The following is a 21678-nucleotide window of genomic DNA, read 5'->3' on the forward strand; positions in this document are numbered from 1 at the left end:
GGCGGTTTCCGGTGCTAGAACGGCAGACCGGGCAGGCCACCGCCCAGACCGGCGGTCAGCGGGCCGAGCTTCTCCTGCTGGAGCTGCTGGGCGGCCGCGTTGGCGTCGCGGACGGCGGCGACGACGAGATCGGCGAGCGTCTCGGCGTTCTCCTCGGCGGTCCCCGCCTCGGGGTCCACGGCCTTGGGGTCGATGACCAGGTTCTGCAGCTCACCGGCGCCGGTGACGGTGGCCTTCACGAGACCGCCGCCCGCGGTGCCCTCGACGGGCGTGCGCGCGAGCTCCTCCTGGGCCGCGGCGAGATCCTGCTGCATCTTCTGGGCCTGCTGGAGCAGCTGCTGCATGTTGGGCTGGCCACCACCGGGGATCACGGTTTCGCTCCTGGCTGTCGACGTCAAACCTTCGGTAGCCCGAGCCTACGTGTTCGCCGCTGCCTGCGCCCTATGGTCTACAGCTACGCATCCTGTTCGATCCGCTGCTTGACCGCCGGCGGGGCGTGAGCGGGCCCGCCGCGCGCCCCCGAGGCCGGAACCATGAGGGCGCCCCGCCGCCCGTACCTACTCGTTGGCGATCTCCTCGATCACCGTCGCGCCCAGCTCGCGGACGATCAGGTCGTGGCCGGTCAGCGCGGAGTCGACCAGATCCGGGTCGTCCTCCTCCGGCATGTCGTCCTCCGGCGCGACCGGCGGGGGCTCCGGCTCCCGGTGGACCGGCGCCGCCGGGGGCGGGCCCTGGCGCTGCTCCCGCGCGGGAGGCGCCGCGGGGGCCTGCGGGGGCCGCGCCGCGAAGCCCGGGGAGGCGGGGGGCGCGGCCGCGGGGCCGCCCTGGCCGCCGCCGGAACCGTGCGTACCCGCGTAATTCACGACCGGAGCGCCACCGCCCCCGCCACCGCCGGGCGAGACGACGAGCTCGACCTTCCACTGCACACTGAGCGCGTCGGTGATCGCCTGCCGCAGGACCTCTTCACTGCCGCTGTTGGCGAAGCTGTCCCGCGCGCCGGCGTTCGCGAAGCCGATCTGGAGGGTCGTCCCGTCGAAGCCGACGACGTCCGCGTTCTGGCTGAGCACGATCCACGTGAAACGGCGGCGGTTCTTGACCGCCTCCAGGATCTGCGGCCACATCTGCCGCACCTGGCTCGCGTCCCCGGAGGGCTGCGCCGGCGGGGCGGCCTGCTGGGGACCGCCGTACGAGGCCGGAGCGGGCGCCGCGGGGGCCCCCTGGCCGGGAGCGGCGGCGGACGGCCACGCGCCGACGCTGCCCTGGCTGCTTCCCTGGCCGGTGCCCTGGCCGGGAGCGGCGGCCGAGGGCCAGGCGCCGGCGGTCCGCGCGGCGGGGGCCGCGGCCGGGGCGCTCTGCTGCTGGGGTGCCGCGCCGGGCGCGGCCGCGGAGGGCCAGGCTCCGGTGGGCGCGCTCGGCTGAGCGGGGGCGGGGGCGGGCTGGGCCGGAGCTTGGGGGGGCTGGGCGGCGGGCGGGGGTGTCACAGGAGCAGCAGGGGCCGCAGGAGCCACAGGAGCGCCTCCGGAGACCGCCGCGCGCGCGGCCGCAGGCCCGGAGAGCCCCGGGACGGGCGCCCCGCCGTGGGCCTCGAGCCCGGGGACGTACCCCGCGGGGGCGCCCCCGCCCGTGAAGCCGCCCGCGAGCGCCCCGCGCTCCAGCTTTTCGAGCCGGGCCCGCACCGAGCGCTCGTCCTCGTACGCCGCGGGGAGCAGCACACGCGCGCAGATCAGCTCCAGCTGGAGCCGCGGCGAGGTCGCGCCGCGCATCTCCGTCAGCCCCTCGTTGACCAGGTCGGCGGCACGGCTGAGCTCCGCGGCGCCGAAGACGGACGCCTGCGCCTGCATGCGCTCCACGACATCCGCCGGGGCGTCGATGAGCCCCTTCTCCCTGGCATCGGGCACCGCGGCGAGGATCACCAGGTCACGCAGCCGCTCCAGCAGGTCGGCGACGAAGCGGCGGGGGTCGTTGCCGCCCTCGATGACGCGGTCGACGACCTCGAAGGCAGCGGCGCCGTCGCCCGCCGCGAAGGCGTCGATGACGGAGTCGAGCAGCGAGCCCTCCGTATAACCGAGGAGGGACGTCGCCATGGCGTATGTCACACCGTCCTCGGCGGCACCGGCGAGCAGCTGGTCCATCACGGACATCGAGTCACGCACGGACCCCGCGCCCGCCCGGACGACCAGCGGCAGCACGCCGTCCTCGACGGGGATCTCCTCCCGGCCGCACACCTCGCCGAGATACTCGCGCAGCGTGCCCGGGGGCACGAGGCGGAACGGATAGTGGTGCGTACGCGACCGGATCGTCCCGATGACCTTCTCGGGCTCCGTGGTCGCGAAGATGAACTTCAGGTGCTCCGGAGGCTCCTCCACCACCTTCAGCAGGGCGTTGAAGCCCGCCGAGGTGACCATGTGGGCCTCGTCGATGATGTAGATCTTGTACCGGCTGGAGGCGGGGCCGAAGAACGCCTTCTCCCGCAGCTCACGGGCGTCGTCCACGCCACCGTGGGAGGCGGCGTCGATCTCGATCACGTCGATCGAACCTCTGCCGTTGCGCGCGAGGTCCTGACAGGACTGGCACTCACCGCAGGGCGTGGGCGTGGGGCCCTGCTCGCAGTTCAGACAGCGGGCGAGGATGCGCGCGCTGGTCGTCTTGCCACAGCCGCGCGGCCCGCTGAACAGATATGCGTGATTGACCCTGTTGTTCCGCAGCGCCTGCTGCAACGGGGTGGTGACATGCTCCTGCCCGATGACCTCTGCGAAGGACTCGGGGCGGTAGCGGCGGTAAAGCGCGAGGGACGACACACCTACGACGATATCGGGCCCCACTGACAAGTGGTCTCGATCACAGGGACCGCCCGCCCGGGGCAGCCCCGGGAAACACAAGGGCCCCCCACGCACCCGCCAGAGCCCACTTACCCTTGCTGCCTTCCGGCCCTGGGGGAGTTCGGTGAGATAGCGCCACGTGAGGGGCTTGCCCCCCAGCCTAGCCGATCCCCACCCCTGCTCGTGCCCCCTCCCCCACCTCACCCCCACCCCGGCAGAACGTGTTCGCGAGCACCCCTCCACGTCTTGTATTGTTTGCGGCGGAGGATTCGCCTAGAGGCCTAGGGCGCACGCTTGGAAAGCGTGTTGGGGGCAACCCCTCACGAGTTCGAATCTCGTATCCTCCGCCAGTGCCTCACCGGGCACTTGAAGGCCCCGACCGGGAAACCGGCCGGGGCCTTCTGCTTGTCTGGTTGCAGTTTTGGTTGCAGTTGGCCAGGAGACGGGCCGACTGCCGGCCCTGATCACACAAGCTCTAGTCTCGCCCCCCGTGACCGACCTCCCCCTCTCCCCGCACCTCCGCGCGACCGCGGACGCCTACGACAGCGTTGCCGTCCGCTACGCGAATTTCGTCCGCAACGGACTCGCCCCTCTTCCGCTGGACCGCGCCGTGCTCGCCGCCTTCGCCGAGTTCGTACAGGCCACTGGGGGCGGTCCCGTCGCCGAGCTGGGCTGCGGCCCCGGATACGTGACCGCACACCTGCGGGACCTGGGCCTGGACGCCTTCGGCGTCGACTTGTCCCCGGCCATGATCACCCAGGCCCGCGAGGCATACCCGGGCCTGCGGTTCGAGGTCGGCTCCATGGACGCGCTGGACATGGTCGACGGCGCACTGGGCGGCATCGTCTCCTGGTATTCGGTGATCCACACCCCGCCGGAGGTAATGGCCTCGTATTTCGCCGAGTTCTCGCGTGTGCTGGCCCCGGGCGGGCACCTGCTGCTCGCCTTCTTCGACTCCGAGGGCGAGCCGGTGACGGCCTTCGACCACAAGGTGGCGACCGCCTACCGATGGCCGATCGATGGCCTCGCCGCACTGGCCGACGAGGCCGGTTTCGCCGAAGTCGGCCGGATGCTGCGCGAGCCCCGCGAGGAGGAGCGGTACCGCCGGGGCCACCTGCTCATGCGCCGGCAGTAACCGGGCGGATCGTGCGGCTGCGGAGGGCGCACGGACTGCTTCACGCGCTGGGGAAGCAGCCGATGAGCCCGCCCTGGCAGGCTCATCGGATACCGGGCACTGGTGCCGCGCTCTCATCGCCTTCATCCTGGGACGGCTGCGCCCGACCCCGCGGGAAGGGACGTGTTGGCGTGTGCGCATCGATGGTGCTGCGAAGCCTGCGGGCCGCCGTGTTCGCCACGGTGTGCGTGACGCTCGCAGCCGCCGGGCACAGCATCGCCTGCCGGCAAACGCCCTCCGCGTGGGCCCAGGGCGTCGGCTTCGCAGCCGTCTTCGCCCTGAGCTGCCTGATGGGCGGACGTGAACGGTCACTGGCGGGGATCGTCGGCACCATGGGCATCGTCCAGGTCGCACTTCACATGCTCTTCGACGCCGCCCCGGGGGCCCCGGGAACAACCATGGCGCAGGTGCCGGGCATGTCAGGCATGTCACATCCGGCCATGGCGCTCGTGCACCACGGTGAGAGCGGCCGGGCGATCGTGGCGCATGCTGCGGCGGCGTTGGTTGCCGCTTGGTGGCTGCGCTGCGGTGAGGCAGCCATCTGGTCGCTGTTGCGCCAGGTCGCCACGGTCATCCCCGGGCTCGTGGCCTGGTGGCATGCCATCGCGGGGCTGCCGGCACCTCCGTCGGGCGCCCCGGTCCGGCGGCGCGACGGCGAGGAGAGGCGGACGGGGCAGTTCCTGCTGCGTCACGCGGTGATCCGTCGGGGTCCGCCAGTGGTGGCGGCGCCGGCCGAGTGAGCCGTCCGCGGTACGGCTCTCGGCCGCCACCGGGCTGATCGCCTGCGTGGCGACGCCCCTCGATCACGCTCACCTTCACCGGTGGACCGCCGTGTCCGCCGGTCCGTCCCGTACGGAGCCTTCGCATGCCTGCGACATCCATATCCCCAGTCATCCGGCGCGGACTGCGCCGCGCCACCATGGTCGGCGCACTGGCCACGGCCGGTGTGCTGGCGAGCGCCGGTGCGGCGTTCGCGCACGTCACCGTCCACCCGGACAGCTACCCCCAGGGCACCTCCGACGGCACCCTCACCTTCCGGGTGCCCAACGAGGAGGACAAGGCCAGCACCACCAAGGTCGACATCACCCTGCCCGCCGACCGCCCCATCCCGTCCGTCCTGGTCACGCCCGCGGCAGGCTGGACGGCCCAGGTGAAGACGACCAAGCTCGCCACCCCGATCAAGACCGACGACGGCAACATCACCGACGCCGTCTCCGAGATCGTCTGGACCGGCGGCAAGATCGACCCGGGCCAGTACCAGGACTTCACCATCGCCTTCGGGCAACTGCCCACCGGCACGAACCAGTTGGTGTTCAAGGCGCTGCAGACCTACTCGGACGGCAACATCGTCCGGTGGATCGAAGAACAACGGCCCGGCCAGCCGGAACCGGAGCACCCGGCCCCGACCCTGAAGCTCACCGCAGCAGCTTCAGACGACAAGAAGGGCGACAAGAGCAGTACAGCAGAGGGGAATTCATCGGCAGCTTCGGCGAAGGCCGACGACTCCACCGCCCGGATCCTGGGCATCGCCGGACTGATCCTCGGCGCGCTTGGACTGATCGCGGGCGGGCTCGGCCTGGCCCGCGCCCGCACCGGCAGGCAGTAGCCCCGGACACAAGCCGTCCCGCCAGGAATGGCCTGGCGGGACGGCGGCGCTCGGCGATACGACGCCGGCATCTGTCTCGTTGTGGCCCTCGGCACAGCAGTCAGAGCTCGGCTAATCGCCGCACTGGCAGGGGCCGCCGGACTGGCATCCGCAGGTGCAGTCCGGACCGCAGTTGCAGCCTGAACCGCATGTCGAGGACGGCGTGTTAACAGTCATGGTCAGCGCTCCTCCTTCGCTCGTACGGCCTTCCCATCGAGCGAACACCCGGCCGGTTCACGGCCGCAAGAGGGTGGACGCGGATATCGGCCGAGGGAAGGGCGCCTCCTGCCGCATGGCGTGTTTCCAGCCGACCTGTGGCAACTTTCATGAATCCCCGGCGCGCTTAACAACGGAAGAGCAAGATCTCCCGTCGGAAAGATCTGATCATGCGGGGGAGAAGGAAGGCTTTGCCATGCTGACCAGCGCGCACACTTCCCATGTGAACCACACCCACCAGCACGGTGCGGGGTGCGGCCACGTGGCGGTACCGCACAGCGACCACGTCGACTACGTCCACGACGGGCACCTGCACCGCATACACGAGGACCACACCGACGAGTGTGAGACCGCCGGCCACACCGTCCACCAGGACCACACCCACCAGCACGGTGCGGGGTGCGGCCACGTCGCCGTGCCGCACGGCGACCACATGGACTACATCCACGACGGGCACCGGCACGCCCAGCACGACGGGCACTGGGACGACCACTGACCTTCAGGCTGTCGGCGGTGTCTGCGCCTGATCGGCCTTCCGGCCGCAGTTCGGGCAGACGCCGGGCGATCCGGTCCAGCCATTTCTCCACGGGGCCGAATTCGACGGGCAGGCTGAGGCCGCACTCGGTACACAGCAGGTAGTGGCGATGGTCGGGGCCGAGGCCATAACGGAAGAGCCGCTCGCCGTTGGTGTCGCGCACAACGTCCGCGCGGCCGGCCCCGGCACAGGTCGCTGCCGAAGGCGAGCGCGGCCATGGCGCCGGTGAAGGCGACATGGCTGAGCGCGTCGGCGGTGAAGACCTGAGCACGCAGCACGAGGAAGTAGCCGACCAGCCCGCAGGCGGCTGCGATCAACGTTCCGCCCAGCAGGGCGTGCTGGAGCAGTACGGCGAGGCCCCGACCGCCGCAGACGCGGGGGCCTCGCCGCACCCAGGTCAGGCTGCGGGGCTCGGCGTGCCCCACAGCAGCCCGCCCACCTTGTGGGCGGTGTCCTGGAGGACCCGGCCGGTCAGGTGCTGGTAACGGCGGCGCATCCGGGCCGACTTACCCGGTTCCCAGCCCATGATGGCGTCGACGATCGCGTCGGGGACGCCGAGGATGAGCAGGACCGTGGCTGCCGTGTGGCGGGCGTCGTGGAGTCGGCCGTCGCGGACTCCGGCCGCCTTCAACAGGTCCTTCCACTTGTGGTAGTCGGTGTTGGGGTTGAGGGGCTCGCCGGTGGGCGAGGTGAAGACGTATCCCTTCTCCACCCACAGATCGCGGGCCAGACGGCGTTCGCGATCCTGCTCTTCCTTGTGCCGACGCAGCAGCTTCATCAGCTCCTCCGGTACGCCGATAGGCCGCTTGCCCGCCCTGGACTTGGTGTCCTTGGTCTCACGCCGGATGTTGACCTTCTGCGGGCAGTAACCGGGCTTGCGCCCGCAGCGGTTGCCGCAGCCGTGCTGGTACCGAGGGCGGAGCCGACCGCGGCTGACCCGGATCACTCCGGCCTCCCAGTCGACGTCCGTCCACTGAAGACCGAGCACCTCGCCCTGGCGGAGGCCGAGAGCCAGGGCGATGACCCAGCGCGCGGTGTTGCGGTGCCGTTCGGCCTCCAGGAGGATCCGCTGGACTTCCTCGACCGAGTACGGCTCGACCTCTTCCTCTTCGAGGCGGGGCGCCTTGGCGACAGTGGCGGGGTTGACCGTGATGTGGCGACGGCGTACGGCCTCGTTCAGCGCCGCCCGCACGGTCCGGTGGGCCTGGTGGGCCGTACCGGACGAACTCCCGTTGTCCTGCATCTTCTTGTAGAAGCGTTCCAGGTGCTCGGGCTCCAGCTTCGTCAGCCGGTGGGCGCCGAGGCCGGGGATGAGGTGGTGGTAGACCGCGACGCGGTAGCCGTCGATGGTGTTCTCGGAGACGTGCAGGGCTGCGATGTTCTCCACCCAGTGGGTCAGCCAGGTCGTGACCGTCCAGACCTGACCGGCCTTGCGAACGGTGCCGGCATCGCGCTGCCGCTCCAGTTCGCGGACCTTCTTGGTCACCTCCGCGCGAGTCTTGCTGGTGACGTGGCGGCGGTCGGGCCTGCCGTCGTCCTTGACACCGACGGTCACGTAGCCGTGCCAACGGCCGTCCTTCGCCTGGTGGATGGAGGAAGCACCATTGGGCTGGCGGGACTTGTTCGACATGTCGCCGCCCTCAGGCCGCAGCCGCGAGGTCGCCGGCACTCAGGCGCCGGGCGAGGAACTCGTTCACCGCCTCTGCGGGTATTCGGCGGAGACTGCCGATCTTGACCGAGGCGATCTCGCCGGAGGTCACGTACTCGTACAGCTTGGTCCGGCCGATGCCGATACGCCGGGCGGCCTCGGCGACGGTCAGGCCGACCAGCGTGGGGTCACCATGGGACCCGTCCCGCTCGGACATGAGCACGCGGAGATCCTCCTCCGCGACACCGAGGAGATGGGCGATCTGGGAAACGGGCAGGTCGTTCTTGGGCAAGGGTGTTCCTCATCCCGGCAGGCCACGAAGGGGCGGCAACCCCGGGCATGCCGTACTGGTCGTTCAGGGATGGGCGTTGATGTGGTGCCTGGCGTCCGGTGTTCGTAGCACCGGGCGGCAGAGAACCGATTACTCGGCGTCGGGCTTGGCAGGAGCCTCGTCGCCGATCAGACGCCTGTGCGAGTGAGGCACGTCGCGGTGGCGCATGAAGTCGCCGCCGGAGGCGCCGGAGACCTCGTAGCCGAGCAAGGCCCTGACCATGTCCTCCTGGTCGGGGTGGGCCTTGATGTACTCCTCGATCTCGTCGCGGGCGCGGTCCATGGGCTCACGCGCGGCCCGCCACTCCTTCCAGCGCTCGACGTACTCGCCGACGAGCCTGCGCACTTGAGCGTTGGAGACGTGGCCCGGCGGGCCGGTCAGGTCGTCGAGGGGGATATCGAAGACCTTGCTGAACCCCAGGGCCTCGTCGAGGTTGACCCTCCGGCGGGGCTTGCCGCTCTCGATGCGCCAGATCGCGGACTGGTTCACCGGGTGGCCGACCTCGGCCATGCGCTCGGCCAGCTTCTGCGTGCTCCAGCCGCGGATCTCGCGCTCGAGCTTGATGCGCTCGGCCACGTTGTTCTCCGGCAGGGGCCGCTCGGGGCCGACGCGGGCGGCACCGTCGTCGCTGCTCACTGCTCGCACCTCCTCCGGCATGCCTCGCTCCGGACCACCGTGGCCCGGGGTGAACAGCTAACTCCATTTCGGAGCCGAACGCAACTCATTCGGGAGCGCATCAGATGGGGTAGTGTGGTCCCGTCCGGGGCTGAACGGCGTCGGACATGCAGAAACCCCCGGTGCTACGAACACCGGGGGCTCCGAAGAAGAAAACCTCACGACCGCCCATCCCTGAACGATCCAGACCGGCCTGGCCGGGGTTGCCGCCCCATATGGCCTGCCGGTGAGGAGTTTCCTTGGCACAGCCTACGGCCCAGCCACCGGAGATACCATCCCGGCAGGCTGCAGGGCCCGTACCGACCTCCGACCTCACCCTCCAGCCTCCGCACGACGCGGACGCCGAGCAGGCCGTCCTCGGCGCCTGCATGCACGGCCCCGCCGTGATCGACGAGATCCGGCCCATGCTGGTCGCGGCGGACTTCTACCGGCCGCACCACGAGACGATCTGGCGGGCCCTGCTCGCCCTGCGCGGCGAGGACAAACCGACCGACCCGATCGCCGTAAGCCACTACCTCACGTGCCGAGGCGACATCAACCGGGTCGGTGGCGTGGCCTACATCCACCAGCTCTACTGCGCCCCGCCCTCCGTCAGCGGCACCGCCTACTACGCCGGCATCGTCAGCCGGACCGCCGCCCTGCGCCGCCTGCGCGAACACAGCATCCGCGCCGTGCAGCGCACCCAGGAGCCGGGTGCCGACCCCGACGAGATCCGCTCCGCCATAGAGGCGGACCTGGGCACCGAGCGCGAGCGCGCACTCGCCTCCGGCACCGGGCGGCTCTCGCGCCACATCGCCGACGGCTGGCGGTTCGTGACGGAGGCCGGCGCCGACAAGGAACCGCTGTGGGGCACCCGCGAGAAGACCGCGTGGGCCTCCGGCGAGAGCCTGATGATCGTCGGCGCCCCCGGCGTCGGCAAGACCACCCTGGCCCACCAGGTCATTCTCGCCCGCATCGGCCTTCAGGACACCGTCCTCGACATGCCGGTCGCGCCCAGCAAGCGGGTGCTCTACCTGGCCATGGACCGCCCGCAGCAGATCGCCCGCGCCATGTTCCGCCGCATCCAGCCGGAGCACGAGACCATCCTGCGGGAACGGCTGGTGGTCTGGCAGGGCCCCCTGCCCGCCACCCTCGACAAGGAGCCCGACCTCCTGGCCGACCTCGCCGCAGCCCACGGGGCCGACACCATCGTGATCGACAGCCTCAAGGACGCCGTGAGCACCCTGGTCGACGACGCCCTCGCCGTGGCCTTCCAGAACGCCCGGATGCGCGCCCTGCGCAACGGAGTTGAGGTCATGGAGCTGCACCACCAGCGCAAAGCCCTGGCCGACGCACCGAAGGACCAGCGGCCGGCACTCGACCGCGTCTACGGCTCCACCTGGATCACCTCTGGAGCGGGCAGCGTCCTGTTCCTCACCGGCGAGGCAGGTGACCCGGCGGTCACCCTGCACCACCTGAAGATGCCCACCGGTGAGATCGGCCCACTGCAGCTGATCCACGACCACGCGCGCGGCACCACCACCGTCGACCCTGCCCTGGACCCGGTCACCATCCTGCGCGCCAGCCCCAACGGCCTGAGCGTGCGTGACCTCGCCAAGGCCCTGACCCGCCAGGCGGCCCCCGACCGGGCTGCCGTCGAGAAGGCGCGCCGCAGCCTGGACCAGCTCGTCGAGGCGGGGCTGGCCACCAAGACCCAAGGCACCGCAGGCGGCAGCGGCGGCGGGCAACAAGCCCTCTACCGCGCCTCCGCACGCCACATCGCCGCCATCGGCTGACCCGCCACGCGGGCGGCCGGAGCGTACACGGGACCGTACACGCGCCCCTCACGGCGTCACGGCCCGAAAACCGTTCACGCCGCTCACGCTCGCGACAAAACCGCAGGTCAGACGATCACGCGACCGCACACGGCGTACACGCGCCCAGCGTTCACGCGCGAGCCCCCCTTTAGAAGGGGGCTCGCGTGTACGCCCCCTCCGTGAACGCCCCCGCCAGCACCCCAGAAACTTCCTCGGAGCACCACCCCGTGACGACCCTCGCCCCCACCCACCGGGCCACCGGCTGGGACCGCGCCGCCATCACCGTCCTCGGCGCCGCCGGATGCGCACTGTCCTACGACGCCCTCCAGCAGATGGCCACCGCCATCCACGTCCGAGGCTTCCTGACCTACCTCTTCCCGCTCGTGATCGACGGGTTCATCGCCTACGGCGTCCGCGCCCTGCTCGTCCTGCGCACCGCCTCCTTCAGCGCCCGCCTCTACGTGTGGACGCTCTTCGGCACCGCCACCACGGCCAGCATCTGGGCCAACGCCCTGCACGCCATACGCCTCAACCAGCAGGCCACACCCACCGGTTTGCACCTCGGCGATGCGACCGTCGGCGTCCTCTCGACCCTGGCCCCGCTCGCGCTCGCCGGAGCCGTCCACCTCCACATCCTCATCGCACGCCACACCACCACCGAGGCGCCCAGCACCACCGCCGGCCCGGTCCAGCCACTGCGCCAGCAGGAGGCCGACGAACCTCCCGCAGGTGAAGCGGACGAGGATGAGGACGAACCCCAGGGCCAGGGTGAGCTGTTCAGCGGCGACCTCCCGCCCATCCGCTCGCGCCGCGTAGGCCGGCCCCCGAGTGCCGGGCTGGAGGAGCTGGTCGACCTGGCCCGGCCCGTATTCGTCGAGCACACGAATCCCACCCGGAATACGGTCCGCCAGACCATCCGGTCAGCGGGACACCGCATCGCCGAAGACCGGCTGACCCAGGTCATGACCGCCCTGCGCACGGAATTCCGGGACCGCGTCCCCGCCCACACCAGCGGCTGACCGGAACTCTTTCCAGGTCACCGCCACCTGCCCGGAATCCGGTCACGCCACCGCAAGGGGGCGGATCCGCACCGCCGGCCGACCACCCAGGACACGGTCCGCCCCTGCCGGGCCCGCATCAGCCTCCCCCACAGCCCGTTCACCAGGCGACCAACCCCGGGTTTCATACCCGCCTGGGTCGCACTGCACGGGACTGCCGCCGCCAACACCACACGGAGCACGTCGACATGCACGACCCGCACCTCGAAATCGCCAGTGGTCAGCAGGAGATGTCCACCACCCCAGACAAAGACGCAGCAAGTTGGTGCTTTGTGCACTCCACCGTCGGTGGAGTGCACAAAGGGACCTCCGCCCCAGGGGTGGCGGAGGCCGACCGGCGCCAGGGGGCACTGGCCGGAGAGGCTGGGACCGAGGGCGGTCCGCAGCCCCAGCAGGGCGAGCATTCCTGCCACGCCCCCTCGTGCGAGCAGACAAAGCGGCGCATCCGCCGACGTCCTTACCAGCGCGGCAGGCGCCTCCACGGCCGTACCGCCCGGTTCAACGACGAGGAACTCGCGCTAATCACCGCTGGCGCGAACGCCGCCGGCATCACCGTCGCCGCCTTCCTCGCCCACGCCGCCCTGGCCGCCGCCCGTGACCTCGACCGCACCGCAGCCGAAATCGCGAGCCGACGCGAGATCGTCGTCGAGCTGTTCGCCGCGCGGCGGCACCTCAGCCACATCGGCAACAACCTCAACCAAGTGGCCAAAGCATTGAACTCCGGCGCCGAGGCCCCGCACGCCAATACCGTCGTTGAGGCTGTACGCCGCGCCGTCGCACGCGTCGACGCGGCCGCCCAGCACCTCATTGAACGCTAGCGGAGGGCTGCAGCGATGCGACTCCGCAGACATTCGTCAGCGACGGTCTCGATGTCACGCCAGGCCGCGTCGGTGACCTCTTCCGCCTGGAGTTGGTGGACGTCGGCCGTGGTCCGGAAGAGAAACCGGAAGTCGATGTGCTGATGGTCCGGCTCGCCCTTGGCGTCATTGGCCGGGATGGGGTGGACGTCGATGTGTACAGGACGGTCCGTCACAGCGGTGACCGCTTCGGCCGGGATACCGGTCTCCTCCGTGAGCTCGCGCAGGGCCGCGTCGAGGAGGGTGCCGTCCAGGGCTTCGAGATGGCCGCCGGGCAGAAGCCACTTATCGAGGGCCAAGTGGTGAATATGCAGGATGCTGCCGCCGGGGCGGGCGAGGATGGCGCCGGCGGTGGCGTGGCCACGGAATTCCTTGCGGCTGGCCAGGTCGGCCCCGTCGTCCAGGAGGGCGAGGACGGGCGCGAGGGCGGGCTTCTCGTCGGGGTGCTCGTCGAGGAAGCCGTTGACGGTGGTGCGGATGTGGTCTGCCGTGATGGGCAAGTCGATCACCTGTTGAAGTAGGAGAGCCAGGTCGCCGCGATCGCGGCACGGTCGTCCGCGCCGACTTCATGGAGCCCGGGGGCTAAGTCGGCGCGGGTGAGCATCCTGATCGCGGCCAGGATCTCGGCTTGGACCAGGAAGATGAAGGGTCCGACGCTCGCGCCGTGGAGGAAGTTGACGGCGTCCCCGCCATTGGCGAGGTAGAAGTAGTGGCCGGTGGTCTGGTAGCGGGTGACGTGCTCGCCGACCATCGTGCGGGTGTAGACGTCCGGCAGAGCGTCCAGCTCCAGTTCGTCCTCCCGTGAGGTGACGGTGGCGACGTAGGCGCCGTTGCGCAGGTAGGGGAAGTCCTCGCCCCTGAGCGACCGGGCGCCGGTGGCGCAGAGCACCAGCCCGGCAGTGGCGAGAGTTGCTTCGCGGTCGCGGGCGACGGCGAAGCCCTGTGAGAGGGCCTGGGTGCGGCGGACGGGGTCGATGTCGCAGACGGTGACCTGGACGCCCTTGGCATGCAGGAGGCGGGCGATGGACGAGCCGAGCTTGCCGAAGCCGATGACCAGGGCGGGGCGGCCCTGGAGGATGTCGCCGCGGTCGCGCATGACGGCTTCGGTGGAGAAGACGACGGACTGGCCGACGAGGAAGTCTTCCGGGTCCTTCAGGGGTGAGCGGGCGACCGAGACGACCGGGCAGGGCAGCTTGTCGAGCTCGGTGTAGCGGCGGTGGCCGTTCTCGGTGTCCTCAATGACGCCGAGGATCTGGCCGGTGAAGCGGCTGTGCAGGTCGGCGAGAGCGGGGGCGAAGTAGCCGCCGACGTCGAGCAGCACCACCGGCTCGCCGGCCACGCGGGATTCGAGGTAGTCCAGGGCAGTGTCGGGGTCGGTGAACAGCTCGCGGGAGAGGACATCGCAGGGAGTGTTCTGTTCGACCTCGCGCTGGGCGGCGGGGTGGATGGACTTCGGCTTGGGCAGCACCGCGCGCAGGCGGGTCATCGCGGCGACCGCGCGGACGAAGCCGGGCCGCTCGGCCAGCAGGTGGGTGACCAGGAAGGCGGTGGCCTGCTCGGTGGGGGCGAATTGGTTGGCGATCTTGGTGAAGTAGGCGTCCAGCCGGGCGCGCTCGAAGGGTTCCATGGCAGTTCCCTCTCGGTTGAGTGTGGGGTCGTGCATGGGCGGCTGGTGAGTCAGGGGGTGCAGGCGAGGCCGAAGAGAAGCCGGTTGTTCGCGCGGGCGGCGTCGAGGTAGGTGTCGAGGCGGCGGGCGGTGGCGGACTGCGGCAGCGGGTCCAGGGCGAGGATGAGGACGGCCTGGCCTCGGCGGGTGATCAGGTCGGTCCAGCCGGGATGGGTCGGCAGACGGAGGCCATAGCGGGAGCCGCCGAATTTCAGCAGCACCCGGTTGCCGATGACGCGCAGGCAGCCGTCGAGCCGTGCGATGACGTCATGGGCGCCGACGAGGGGGCCGAGGCTGGCGGCGATGTGCCGTATGCGGGCCTCGATCGCGGCCGGGGTGTCGTGGCTGGCGCGTCCGGGTGGGTGGGCCAGCAGGATGTGCGCGACGTCCTGCCCGTCCGGGCCGGGGCCGGACCATGTCCGGGTGCTGAGCGAGAACAGCAGGCCGGGGCCGGGCCCGGAGGACGGCGCGGGGGCCAGGGTGCGGGTCAGCATGGCATCTCCTGCGGTGCGGCCGTGATCGGGAACCGCGACCAGACGATCTTTCCGGAAGAGTGGCTGGGCTCGACGCCCCAGCCGGCTGAGAGGGCGGCGACCAAGTGCAGGCCGCGGCCGGTGGTGACGTCGTGGGTGGGGAACCGGACCTCGGGCCAGCGGGGGTGCCGGTCGTGGACTTCCAGGTGGAGGTAGCTGCCGTCGATGGCCAGCCGGACCAGGAAGCCGTCGTAGTTGGCGTGGACGACCGCGTTGGTCGCCAGTTCCGAAAGACACAGCCGGACATCGTCCGCGAGAGCGTCCAGGCCCCAGGCCAGGAGGAACTTGTCGGCGAAGTCGCGGGCCAGGCCGACAGAGGCGGGCGCCGAGGCGAAGAATCGCTGATCGGCGGCGGGCATGGAGGGATTCATGACTCCGCCTCCAGTGCCGGTGCGGGGCCGTGGCCGCGCTGCCTGGCCTGGTTGCCGCCAGGCCCGGGGCGCCTGCGGCGGGAGGCCGAACCCGGGGTCTCCTTGCGGACCAGCAGCAGCCGGGCTCCGGTCGCCGCGATGCGTTTGTCCCTGCCCACCGCTATGGCCCTGGGGCCCAGGTGGGAGGCGGAGGGCAGCACGACTCCGTAGGTGCCGGGCACTTCCAGCACGTCCATCAACCCGGTGAAGGCAGCGGAATTGACCGTGGTGACGCGTTCGGTGAACAGCCCGGACAGGGTCAGCTCGTGCTGGCAGCAGTACTCGGCCAGCGACCCCTTCAGGGCCGCCTCGCGGGCCGGGGAGACGTTGACCAACCGCAGAAAGCCATAGACGACCGGGCCGTTGACACGACGGTGCTCGGTAAGGGGTTCCATGAAGTGGACCGTCCAAGTTCAAAGGAGGGACGAATAAATGAAGGCCGCCCCGGTCCAAGGAGGGGCTGTGACCTGCGTGTTGAAGCGTCCTCCCTGACGCGCGGCGACGAAATGACCCGCTGTTGCACTTGCGTTGCACTTCCGTCCCCCCACATACGCGTTCCGTGCTTGCATGAGCTTTCGGAAGGGAGCGACGCGTGGCGACCGTGCACCACTGGACCGGCCTGGAAGCCCGGGCCCTGCGGCTCGCCCTGCGGATGAGCGTCCGCGCGTTCGCCGAGAACCTCGGCCTCGCCGTGGGGACCGTCTCCAAGTGGGAGAAGCACCTGGCCACGACGGAACCCCGCCCGGACACTCAGGCGATCTTGGACACCGCTCTGGCTCGCGCGGACGCATCAGTGCATCTGCGGTTCGAGACGTTCCTCTCCGAGGCCGGCGGACCGCCCGCGACCACCCGCCGTGTCACCTCGGCAGGGCCCAGGGCCTGGGAGTACGAATCGTGGACCGACGACTTGGACCGGGTCGTGGTCGCCTTGAGCCGCCAGAACTTCGCCTTCGCCGACAACCTGCTGGGCCGGTGGCTGAACCGCTTCCGGCCCCCGGAGCTGGACGACAAGGGCCTCTATCTCCTCGCCCGCTCAACCGCCTTGATGGGGGACCTCAAGCGCGACCAGGGAACGGTGGTCGGGCCTTTATCGGCCCAGCACGCGTATGCCGGCGCCCGCTCGATCTTCAGCCAGCTCGACATCCCCCGTCGCGTCGCCCAACTCGACCTCTCCCTGGCCGTCGTTGCGGAAATGTCCGGCCGTCTGGAGACCGCAGCCCGCCAGTACGAACACCTGGCCGTCGATGACCGCCTCGCCCGCCGGGACCGTGCAAGAGCCCGCCTGTGGGTGGGAACCGCCCTGAGCAAGGAAGGCGAGCACGACTATGCGACCCGCATCATGCTCGCCGCGACCCGCGACTTCGAAGAGCTCGGTGAGCCGGACGACTGGTCCGTCGCCCACCAAAAACTCGCCCTGGCCCACCGGGGCGCCGGTCACCTGAACAAAGCCCTGCACTTCATTGGGATCGCCCGCAGCACCGGCGCGATCGACTCACCGATGCAGCGGGTGCGTCTGGACACTGCTCACGGACACATCCTGCTGTCCGACCCTGCCACCCGGGATGATGGCCTTTCGGCCCTCGATCAGGCAGCGAAGCTGGCCGCTCAATACGGCATGAGCCACCAGCTGACCAGCATCGAGAGCATCCGGAAGACCGTCGGGGTCGGACAGCCTCCGGCGGCGGTGACCAGGGAGAGACGCCAATGACGACGGACATCCAGCGGGGCATCACCGACGACCAGCGCCAACGGGCCAAGCTGATCTGGGACTACCACCAGATGGGCCACGAACTCCGGCCGACGGACGCAGCGATCGGCCTGGGCAGCCACGACCTGGGCGTCCCCGCATTCTGCGCCGAACTGTACCGAGCCGGGCTCTTCCCCGCCCTCGTCTTCTCCGGCGGGCCCAACCCGACCCACCCGGGCCGCTTCCCTCGGGGTGAGGCCGTGCACTTCCGCGAGCACGCTCTCGCCCTCGGCGTCCCCACCGAAGCGATTGTGCTGGAGCCGAACGCGCGCAACACCGGCCAGAACATCACCTTCTCCCGCGACGTCCTGGCCACGGCCGGGATCACGGTGAAGACCGTGCTGCTGGTCTCCATGCCCTACATGGAGCGCCGCGCGTTCGCCACTGCCCGCAAGGTCTGGCCCGAGGTGGAGGTGATCTGCGCCTCGGCGCCACTGGAGTTCGACGACTACCTGAAGACGATCGGCGACGAGAAGCTCGTCGTCGACCAGCTCGTCGGTGATCTGCAGCGGGTGATCGAGTATCCGAAGCTCGGCTTCGCCATCGAGCAGGACGTCCCGGAGGACGTACATGCCGCCTACCAATCCCTCCTCGAAGACGGCTTCGACAGCCGCCTACTCAAAGCCTGAACTGCCGCCGGGCGGGGTGTGTGCCATCCACCAGCCCAATTTCTTCCCCCGACTGGCCACGCTTGCCAAGCTGTTCGCGGCGGACTGCTGGATCGTCCTCGACGACGTCCAGTTCACCCGCCGCGACTACCAGCACCGAGCCCGCCTCGCTGCCCTGGACAATCCGGCCGACCGCCGGTGGCTGTCCATCCCCACCCACCTTCCCCAGGGCCGGAATACGCTGATTCGGGATGCTGTGATGGCTGAGCCCATCCGGTCCCGGCAAAGGTCCGCCCGTGCGCTCCAACAGCACTACGGGGCCAGCCCTCACTGGCCGACCCTCCAGCAAGCCCTCGTCCCCGTCCTGAACGCCTTCACGACCAGCGACCGAACCGCGGCCGTCGCTGAAGCATCCACCCGTGCCCTACTGGAGCTCCTCGGCTGGAAGGGCTGCGTCCTCCGCAGCAGCGGCCTTCCGGCCCGGCAGGGACGCTCCCAGCGGCTCGCCGACCTGGCCGCCGCCATCGGAGCTCAAACGTATCTGTGCGGAACCGGAGGAATGCACTACCTGTGCCCAGCCCCCTTCACGGCCCACAGCATCACCGTCATACCGTTCACCACACCGGACACCGGCGTGTGGGAAAGCGGTCGCACGATCAGCGCAGTGCGGGCCCTGATGCAGGTCGGCAGCCGCCGTCTGGCCAATGAATTACGCATGGCAACGATCTGACACGAGCGTGACGTGTCCGGACCAACGGCAGGCTGGCTGCTGGCATCGGGTCAAGGGGGCGGCTGGAGCCCATCGCATGGACGCCGATTCCGGCAATGTCTCACGAACACCCCACCGGCCACGCCAGACTCTCCCGCGAGCCCGGATTCATCGCCTTCCTGCTCGCCAAACGCACCCTCCCTGATATGCCGCGTCGAATGCGAGAGACCTGTATGACCACACCGACACTGACCGTGGTGAGCGGGCCACCAGGCACAGGAAAGACAACGCTCGCCCATGCGCTCGCTCAGGAACTCGGCTGTCCCGCGATCATCCGCGACGAGGTCAAGCAAGGGATGGTCCTGTCCACCCCGGGATACCAGGCCGGCGGCGAGGACCCACTCAATTACCCAACGCTCGACGCGTTCTTCGAGGTGGCGAGAACCCTCCTCCGCGCCGGGGTCACGATCGTCGCGGAAGCTGCGTTCCAGGACAAGCTATGGCGGCCACACCTGGAGCCCCTCATGGACTTGGCCCAGCTGCGCGTCATCCGCTGCACCACCTCTGCCGCCGTCGCCCACGATCGGATCGCTCACCGCGTGCAGCACAGCGGCCACCGCGCCGCCCACGCTGATCACGACCTTCTCGAAGCGATCGCTTCCGGAGAACACTCGCTCGAATCGTTCGTACCGATCTCCCTCGACGTACCCACACTCGTGGTGGACACCTCGGACGGCTACCACCCGGGCCTCGCGGACATCGCCTCCTTTGCCCGAGAGCCCGCAATGATGCAGCCTCGGCAGGAGTAGGGCACCACCGCAGCGATCGTCCTCAGCACGACGGAGGCGACCTGATCGACGCGCCCCGCAGCCAAGGACGCCACGGCGGGCTGGCTCAGAGAGAAGTGATCACATGGCAAGCGACGCCGACAGCATCCCTCTGTTCTGGAGCAAGGAGGGACGCACGGCCGAGGTCGTCCGGTGCCACTTTGGCCACCTGGGCTTCCGGGAGACCTTCGAGACGGTCGGCGGCTGCCCTTACTGCACCTACACACCGGGCGAACGTCAAGCAGCCCTACGAGCCCTCGGAGCACGTTCCTCCGCGCGGCGCAGAGCAGAGAAAGACGTCTGAGCAGGCAAAACAGGCGGCCCCTCTGGTTGCGGTTCTGGTTGCATTCGCCCCCGTCCAGCACCGTCCGGAGCCCGACGAGCCGGGCTCTCCGCCCCAGGTCAGGACCGCCCTGCATCCCTCCGGACCCCCAGACGAACAGTTGGAAAGCGTGTTGGGGGCAACCCCTCACGAGTTCGAATCTCGTATCCTCCGCCAGTGCCTCACCGGGCACGACTCGAAGGGCCCCACCGTTCGCGGTGGGGCCCTTCGACGTTCTCCGTCTCAGTTGGGTTCTGAGGAGCCTCCGCTCACAGGTCATGGGGCACCCCCGGTCGAAGGCTGGGGAAGGGTCGGGGTGATCTCGATGTCCGTGAATGCGGCGGCCTCCGGACCGCGTCGGTATCCGACGGAGGAAAGCGCCCCGGCGATGCAGCCGACGCGGTCGCCGCGCTCGGCCCGCTGCTCGGGGGTGGGGAGGCGTCAGCAACGGCCGCCGGTCCGGCCACCGGGGTCCAGCCCCACCGGAGATGACCTACAGAGCTCGGTCGCCTCCAGGGACCTGTGGGGTCGCCGGCGAGGCGGAAGGCCGCGTGGCGCGTCCCGTCGGGTCGGCCGGTGGCTGCTGAGGTGGGACCTGGTGGGCTTGCTGTTCAAGGGCCACGGCCTTGGCCTCCATCGGTCCCGCCATGTAGGCGAGGATGCAGGCCGAGAGGATGAAGGCCATGTGGATCGTCGTCCCCCAGATGAGCTCCTGCTGGGGGGTGTCGTGGATGCTGACGAACATTTGCAGCAGATGGATCGAGGAGATGCCCACGATCGCCATAGCGAGTTTGACCTTGAGCACGTTGGAGTTGACGTGTGACAGCCACTCCGGCTGGTCTTTGTGGCCGTGCAGGCCGATACGGGAGACGAACGTCTCGTAGCCGCCGACGATCACCATGATCAGGAGATTGGCGATCATCACCACGTCGACGAGCTTCAACACAGCGAGCATCACCATGTTCTCGTCCGAATGCCCGGCGACCACCCCGCGGACCAGGCTGCGGAGCTCACCGAAGAACTCGTAGACGTACACGGCCTGGGCGGCCACGAGCCCGAAATACAGAGGCGCCTGCAACCAACGGGTCGCAAACAGGGCGTAGCCCAGGGACGGCACGGCCTCACCAGCCCGGCCCGGAGTCCTGAACCCGTACCTACCGCGGACAGCCACTGCCTTTCCCCCCTCTTGCGGCCTTCAGCACAGCAATGCCCGCACAAGCACCACTTAGAGACCGACACCGAGGACTTCCCCCATGTGAGTGACCGGCCCCCGGCGTGGGCGAGTTCGGATCTCGTATCCTCCGCCAGTGCCTCACCGGGCACGAACCGAAGGCCCCGGCCGGGAAACCGGCCGGGGCCTTCGGCGTTCTGCGGCGCTGGCGCCCCGGAGGAGCCGGCCTCAAGCCGATCGTCGTCAAAAGGCCGGCGGCCCGCGCCCACCGCGCGGGCCCGGCAGCCTCGACGCACGGGCCCGCGCCTGGACCGCCTCGTACTCCCTTGCCCCCTACCCCTACTTCACCTCCACCCGCACCTTCCACGGCACGACGACGAGCGGGCACAGGTGTCCGCCGCCGGAGTGGCAGTGCTTGGTGGCGCTGATCGTGGCGATGCCGTCCTTCTCCACGCGGAAGCGCGCCGTGGCGCCGCCCGTCGGGGTCTTGCCGCCCGCCGTCCGGTGGAGCACGGCGGAGTCGCTCGCCGGGATGCTCCAGAAGTACGCGAGTCCGTTCTCACGGGAGCCGGTGAGGGCGACCTCGATGTCGTCACCGGTGTGCGCGGACACGGTCCGGCCGTTGTCCGCGTTGGTGAGCGTGACGCGCTCGGCACGTACGGGCTGGGCGGCCGCGGGCACCGGTGCGCAGACGGCCAGGGCCGTCAGTGCCAGTGCCGCGCTCAGGGGGACAGCCTTCATGAACACTCCCGACGAAGACGAAGAAAGAGAAGGAAGACAGAGAAGACGGAAGACAGTGGAAGTACCCCATGCTTCCCGGCAGTTCGCCCCGCCGGTGGCGAGAGTGCCCGGAACCACTCCTACGGGTCGCCGGTCGGAGTGGATTCCCGGTGCGGCCGGTGTCGCCGGAGCCTCAAGCCCGTTGTTCCAG

General features: G+C 69.9%; 24 protein-coding genes, 1 tRNA gene and 1 other RNA gene. 12 read left to right on the forward strand and 14 right to left on the reverse strand.

What is annotated here, in order from left to right; genetic code table 11:
• Positions 1-14 precede the first annotated feature (14 nt).
• The 3 genes from ACH427_RS18710 to ffs form a co-directional block, all read right to left on the reverse strand.
• Positions 15-371, reverse strand: a complete 357-nt coding sequence (locus ACH427_RS18710) for a YbaB/EbfC family nucleoid-associated protein (RefSeq protein WP_398870593.1) — start codon at positions 369-371, stop codon at positions 15-17.
• A gap of 186 nt (positions 372-557) precedes the next feature.
• Positions 558-2798, reverse strand: coding sequence for a DNA polymerase III subunit gamma and tau (locus tag ACH427_RS18715; protein ID WP_398870594.1), 2241 nt, complete (start codon positions 2796-2798; stop codon positions 558-560).
• 77 nt (positions 2799-2875) lie between these two features.
• An RNA gene (gene ffs, locus ACH427_RS18720) (signal recognition particle sRNA small type) lies at positions 2876-2970 on the reverse strand.
• A 111-nt stretch (positions 2971-3081) separates the two neighbouring features.
• Here ffs and ACH427_RS18725 point away from each other — a divergent pair.
• The 5 genes from ACH427_RS18725 (at position 3082) to ACH427_RS18745 (ending at position 6350) form a co-directional block, all read left to right on the forward strand.
• A tRNA-Ser gene (locus tag ACH427_RS18725) sits at positions 3082-3169 on the forward strand.
• Positions 3170-3309: 140 nt separating this feature from the next.
• Entirely contained in the window at positions 3310-3954 is a 645-nt protein-coding gene (locus tag ACH427_RS18730; protein ID WP_398870596.1) for a class I SAM-dependent DNA methyltransferase, read from the forward strand.
• 170 nt (positions 3955-4124) lie between these two features.
• Positions 4125-4733, forward strand: a complete 609-nt coding sequence (locus tag ACH427_RS18735; RefSeq protein ID WP_398870597.1) for a hypothetical protein — start codon at positions 4125-4127, stop codon at positions 4731-4733.
• A 125-nt stretch (positions 4734-4858) separates the two neighbouring features.
• Positions 4859-5599, forward strand: a complete 741-nt coding sequence (locus ACH427_RS18740) for a YcnI family protein (protein WP_398870599.1) — start codon at positions 4859-4861, stop codon at positions 5597-5599.
• 451 nt (positions 5600-6050) lie between these two features.
• Complete coding sequence (locus ACH427_RS18745; RefSeq protein WP_398870600.1) at positions 6051-6350, forward strand: hypothetical protein; 300 nt, start codon at positions 6051-6053, stop codon at positions 6348-6350.
• On the opposite strand, the gene ACH427_RS18750 is transcribed toward ACH427_RS18745, so the two are convergent.
• From ACH427_RS18750 to ACH427_RS18765, 4 genes are all read right to left on the reverse strand, one after another.
• Positions 6293-6814 (reverse strand): metal ABC transporter permease, encoded by a 522-nt coding sequence (locus tag ACH427_RS18750; RefSeq protein ID WP_398870601.1) that lies wholly within the window; start codon positions 6812-6814, stop codon positions 6293-6295. The genes ACH427_RS18745 and ACH427_RS18750 overlap by 58 nt on opposite strands.
• Positions 6787-8019, reverse strand: a complete 1233-nt coding sequence (locus tag ACH427_RS18755) for a tyrosine-type recombinase/integrase (RefSeq protein ID WP_398870602.1) — start codon at positions 8017-8019, stop codon at positions 6787-6789. Before ACH427_RS18755 ends, ACH427_RS18750 begins: the two co-directional genes overlap by 28 nt.
• 10 nt (positions 8020-8029) lie before the next feature.
• Positions 8030-8329: a helix-turn-helix domain-containing protein gene (locus ACH427_RS18760; protein WP_398870603.1), complete on the reverse strand. Its 300-nt coding sequence runs from the start codon at positions 8327-8329 to the stop codon at positions 8030-8032.
• Between the two features lie 129 nt (positions 8330-8458).
• Entirely contained in the window at positions 8459-9004 is a 546-nt protein-coding gene (locus ACH427_RS18765; protein ID WP_398870605.1) for a helix-turn-helix transcriptional regulator, read from the reverse strand.
• 278 nt (positions 9005-9282) lie between these two features.
• Between ACH427_RS18765 and ACH427_RS18770 the strand changes: the two genes are divergently transcribed.
• The 3 genes from ACH427_RS18770 (at position 9283) to ACH427_RS18780 (ending at position 12715) form a co-directional block, all read left to right on the forward strand.
• Complete coding sequence (locus tag ACH427_RS18770; protein ID WP_398870606.1) at positions 9283-10818, forward strand: DnaB-like helicase N-terminal domain-containing protein; 1536 nt, start codon at positions 9283-9285, stop codon at positions 10816-10818.
• Between the two features lie 248 nt (positions 10819-11066).
• Positions 11067-11858: a DUF2637 domain-containing protein gene (locus ACH427_RS18775; protein ID WP_398870607.1), complete on the forward strand. Its 792-nt coding sequence runs from the start codon at positions 11067-11069 to the stop codon at positions 11856-11858.
• A gap of 227 nt (positions 11859-12085) precedes the next feature.
• Positions 12086-12715, forward strand: coding sequence for a plasmid mobilization protein (locus tag ACH427_RS18780; protein WP_398870608.1), 630 nt, complete (start codon positions 12086-12088; stop codon positions 12713-12715).
• Here the strand turns inward: ACH427_RS18780 and ACH427_RS18785 are convergent.
• The 5 genes from ACH427_RS18785 to ACH427_RS18805 are packed head-to-tail and all read right to left on the reverse strand — an operon-like array spanning position 12712 to position 15758.
• Positions 12712-13254 carry an NUDIX hydrolase gene (locus ACH427_RS18785; RefSeq protein ID WP_398870609.1) on the reverse strand — a complete coding sequence of 181 codons (543 nt, stop codon included), beginning with the start codon at positions 13252-13254 and terminating at the stop codon, positions 12712-12714. The two genes, ACH427_RS18780 and ACH427_RS18785, sit on opposite strands and share 4 nt — an antisense overlap.
• 5 nt (positions 13255-13259) lie before the next feature.
• The gene (locus tag ACH427_RS18790; RefSeq protein ID WP_398870610.1) at positions 13260-14381 is read right to left on the reverse strand and encodes an adenosylhomocysteinase; all 1122 of its coding nucleotides are present in this window, start codon (positions 14379-14381) and stop codon (positions 13260-13262) included.
• A 50-nt stretch (positions 14382-14431) separates the two neighbouring features.
• Complete coding sequence (locus tag ACH427_RS18795; RefSeq protein WP_398870611.1) at positions 14432-14914, reverse strand: hypothetical protein; 483 nt, start codon at positions 14912-14914, stop codon at positions 14432-14434.
• Positions 14908-15324: an ATP-binding protein gene (locus ACH427_RS18800; protein ID WP_398870612.1), complete on the reverse strand. Its 417-nt coding sequence runs from the start codon at positions 15322-15324 to the stop codon at positions 14908-14910. Before ACH427_RS18800 ends, ACH427_RS18795 begins: the two co-directional genes overlap by 7 nt.
• Positions 15321-15758 (reverse strand): hypothetical protein, encoded by a 438-nt coding sequence (locus tag ACH427_RS18805; protein ID WP_398870614.1) that lies wholly within the window; start codon positions 15756-15758, stop codon positions 15321-15323. Before ACH427_RS18805 ends, ACH427_RS18800 begins: the two co-directional genes overlap by 4 nt.
• A 197-nt stretch (positions 15759-15955) precedes the next feature.
• On the opposite strand from ACH427_RS18805, the gene ACH427_RS18810 reads away from it, so the two are divergent.
• From ACH427_RS18810 to ACH427_RS18825, 4 genes are all read left to right on the forward strand, one after another.
• Positions 15956-17071 (forward strand): helix-turn-helix domain-containing protein, encoded by a 1116-nt coding sequence (locus tag ACH427_RS18810; protein ID WP_398870615.1) that lies wholly within the window; start codon positions 15956-15958, stop codon positions 17069-17071.
• On the forward strand, positions 17068-17739 hold the full coding sequence (locus ACH427_RS18815) for a YdcF family protein (RefSeq protein WP_398870616.1): 672 nt from the start codon (positions 17068-17070) through the stop codon (positions 17737-17739). The genes ACH427_RS18810 and ACH427_RS18815 overlap by 4 nt, the downstream gene beginning before the upstream one ends.
• Before the next feature lie 16 nt (positions 17740-17755).
• Positions 17756-18448, forward strand: coding sequence for a WbqC family protein (locus tag ACH427_RS18820; protein ID WP_398870617.1), 693 nt, complete (start codon positions 17756-17758; stop codon positions 18446-18448).
• 212 nt (positions 18449-18660) lie between these two features.
• On the forward strand, positions 18661-19236 hold the full coding sequence (locus ACH427_RS18825) for an AAA family ATPase (RefSeq protein ID WP_398870618.1): 576 nt from the start codon (positions 18661-18663) through the stop codon (positions 19234-19236).
• A gap of 833 nt (positions 19237-20069) precedes the next feature.
• Here the strand turns inward: ACH427_RS18825 and ACH427_RS18830 are convergent.
• Positions 20070-20654: a TIGR00645 family protein gene (locus ACH427_RS18830; RefSeq protein ID WP_398870619.1), complete on the reverse strand. Its 585-nt coding sequence runs from the start codon at positions 20652-20654 to the stop codon at positions 20070-20072.
• Between the two features lie 432 nt (positions 20655-21086).
• The gene (locus ACH427_RS18835; protein WP_398870620.1) at positions 21087-21488 is read right to left on the reverse strand and encodes a hypothetical protein; all 402 of its coding nucleotides are present in this window, start codon (positions 21486-21488) and stop codon (positions 21087-21089) included.
• Positions 21489-21678: the final 190 nt, after the last annotated feature.

The sequence above is a fragment of the Streptomyces sp. NPDC020379 genome (assembly GCF_044387105.1).
In the GTDB taxonomy this organism is placed as follows: domain Bacteria; phylum Actinomycetota; class Actinomycetes; order Streptomycetales; family Streptomycetaceae; genus Streptomyces.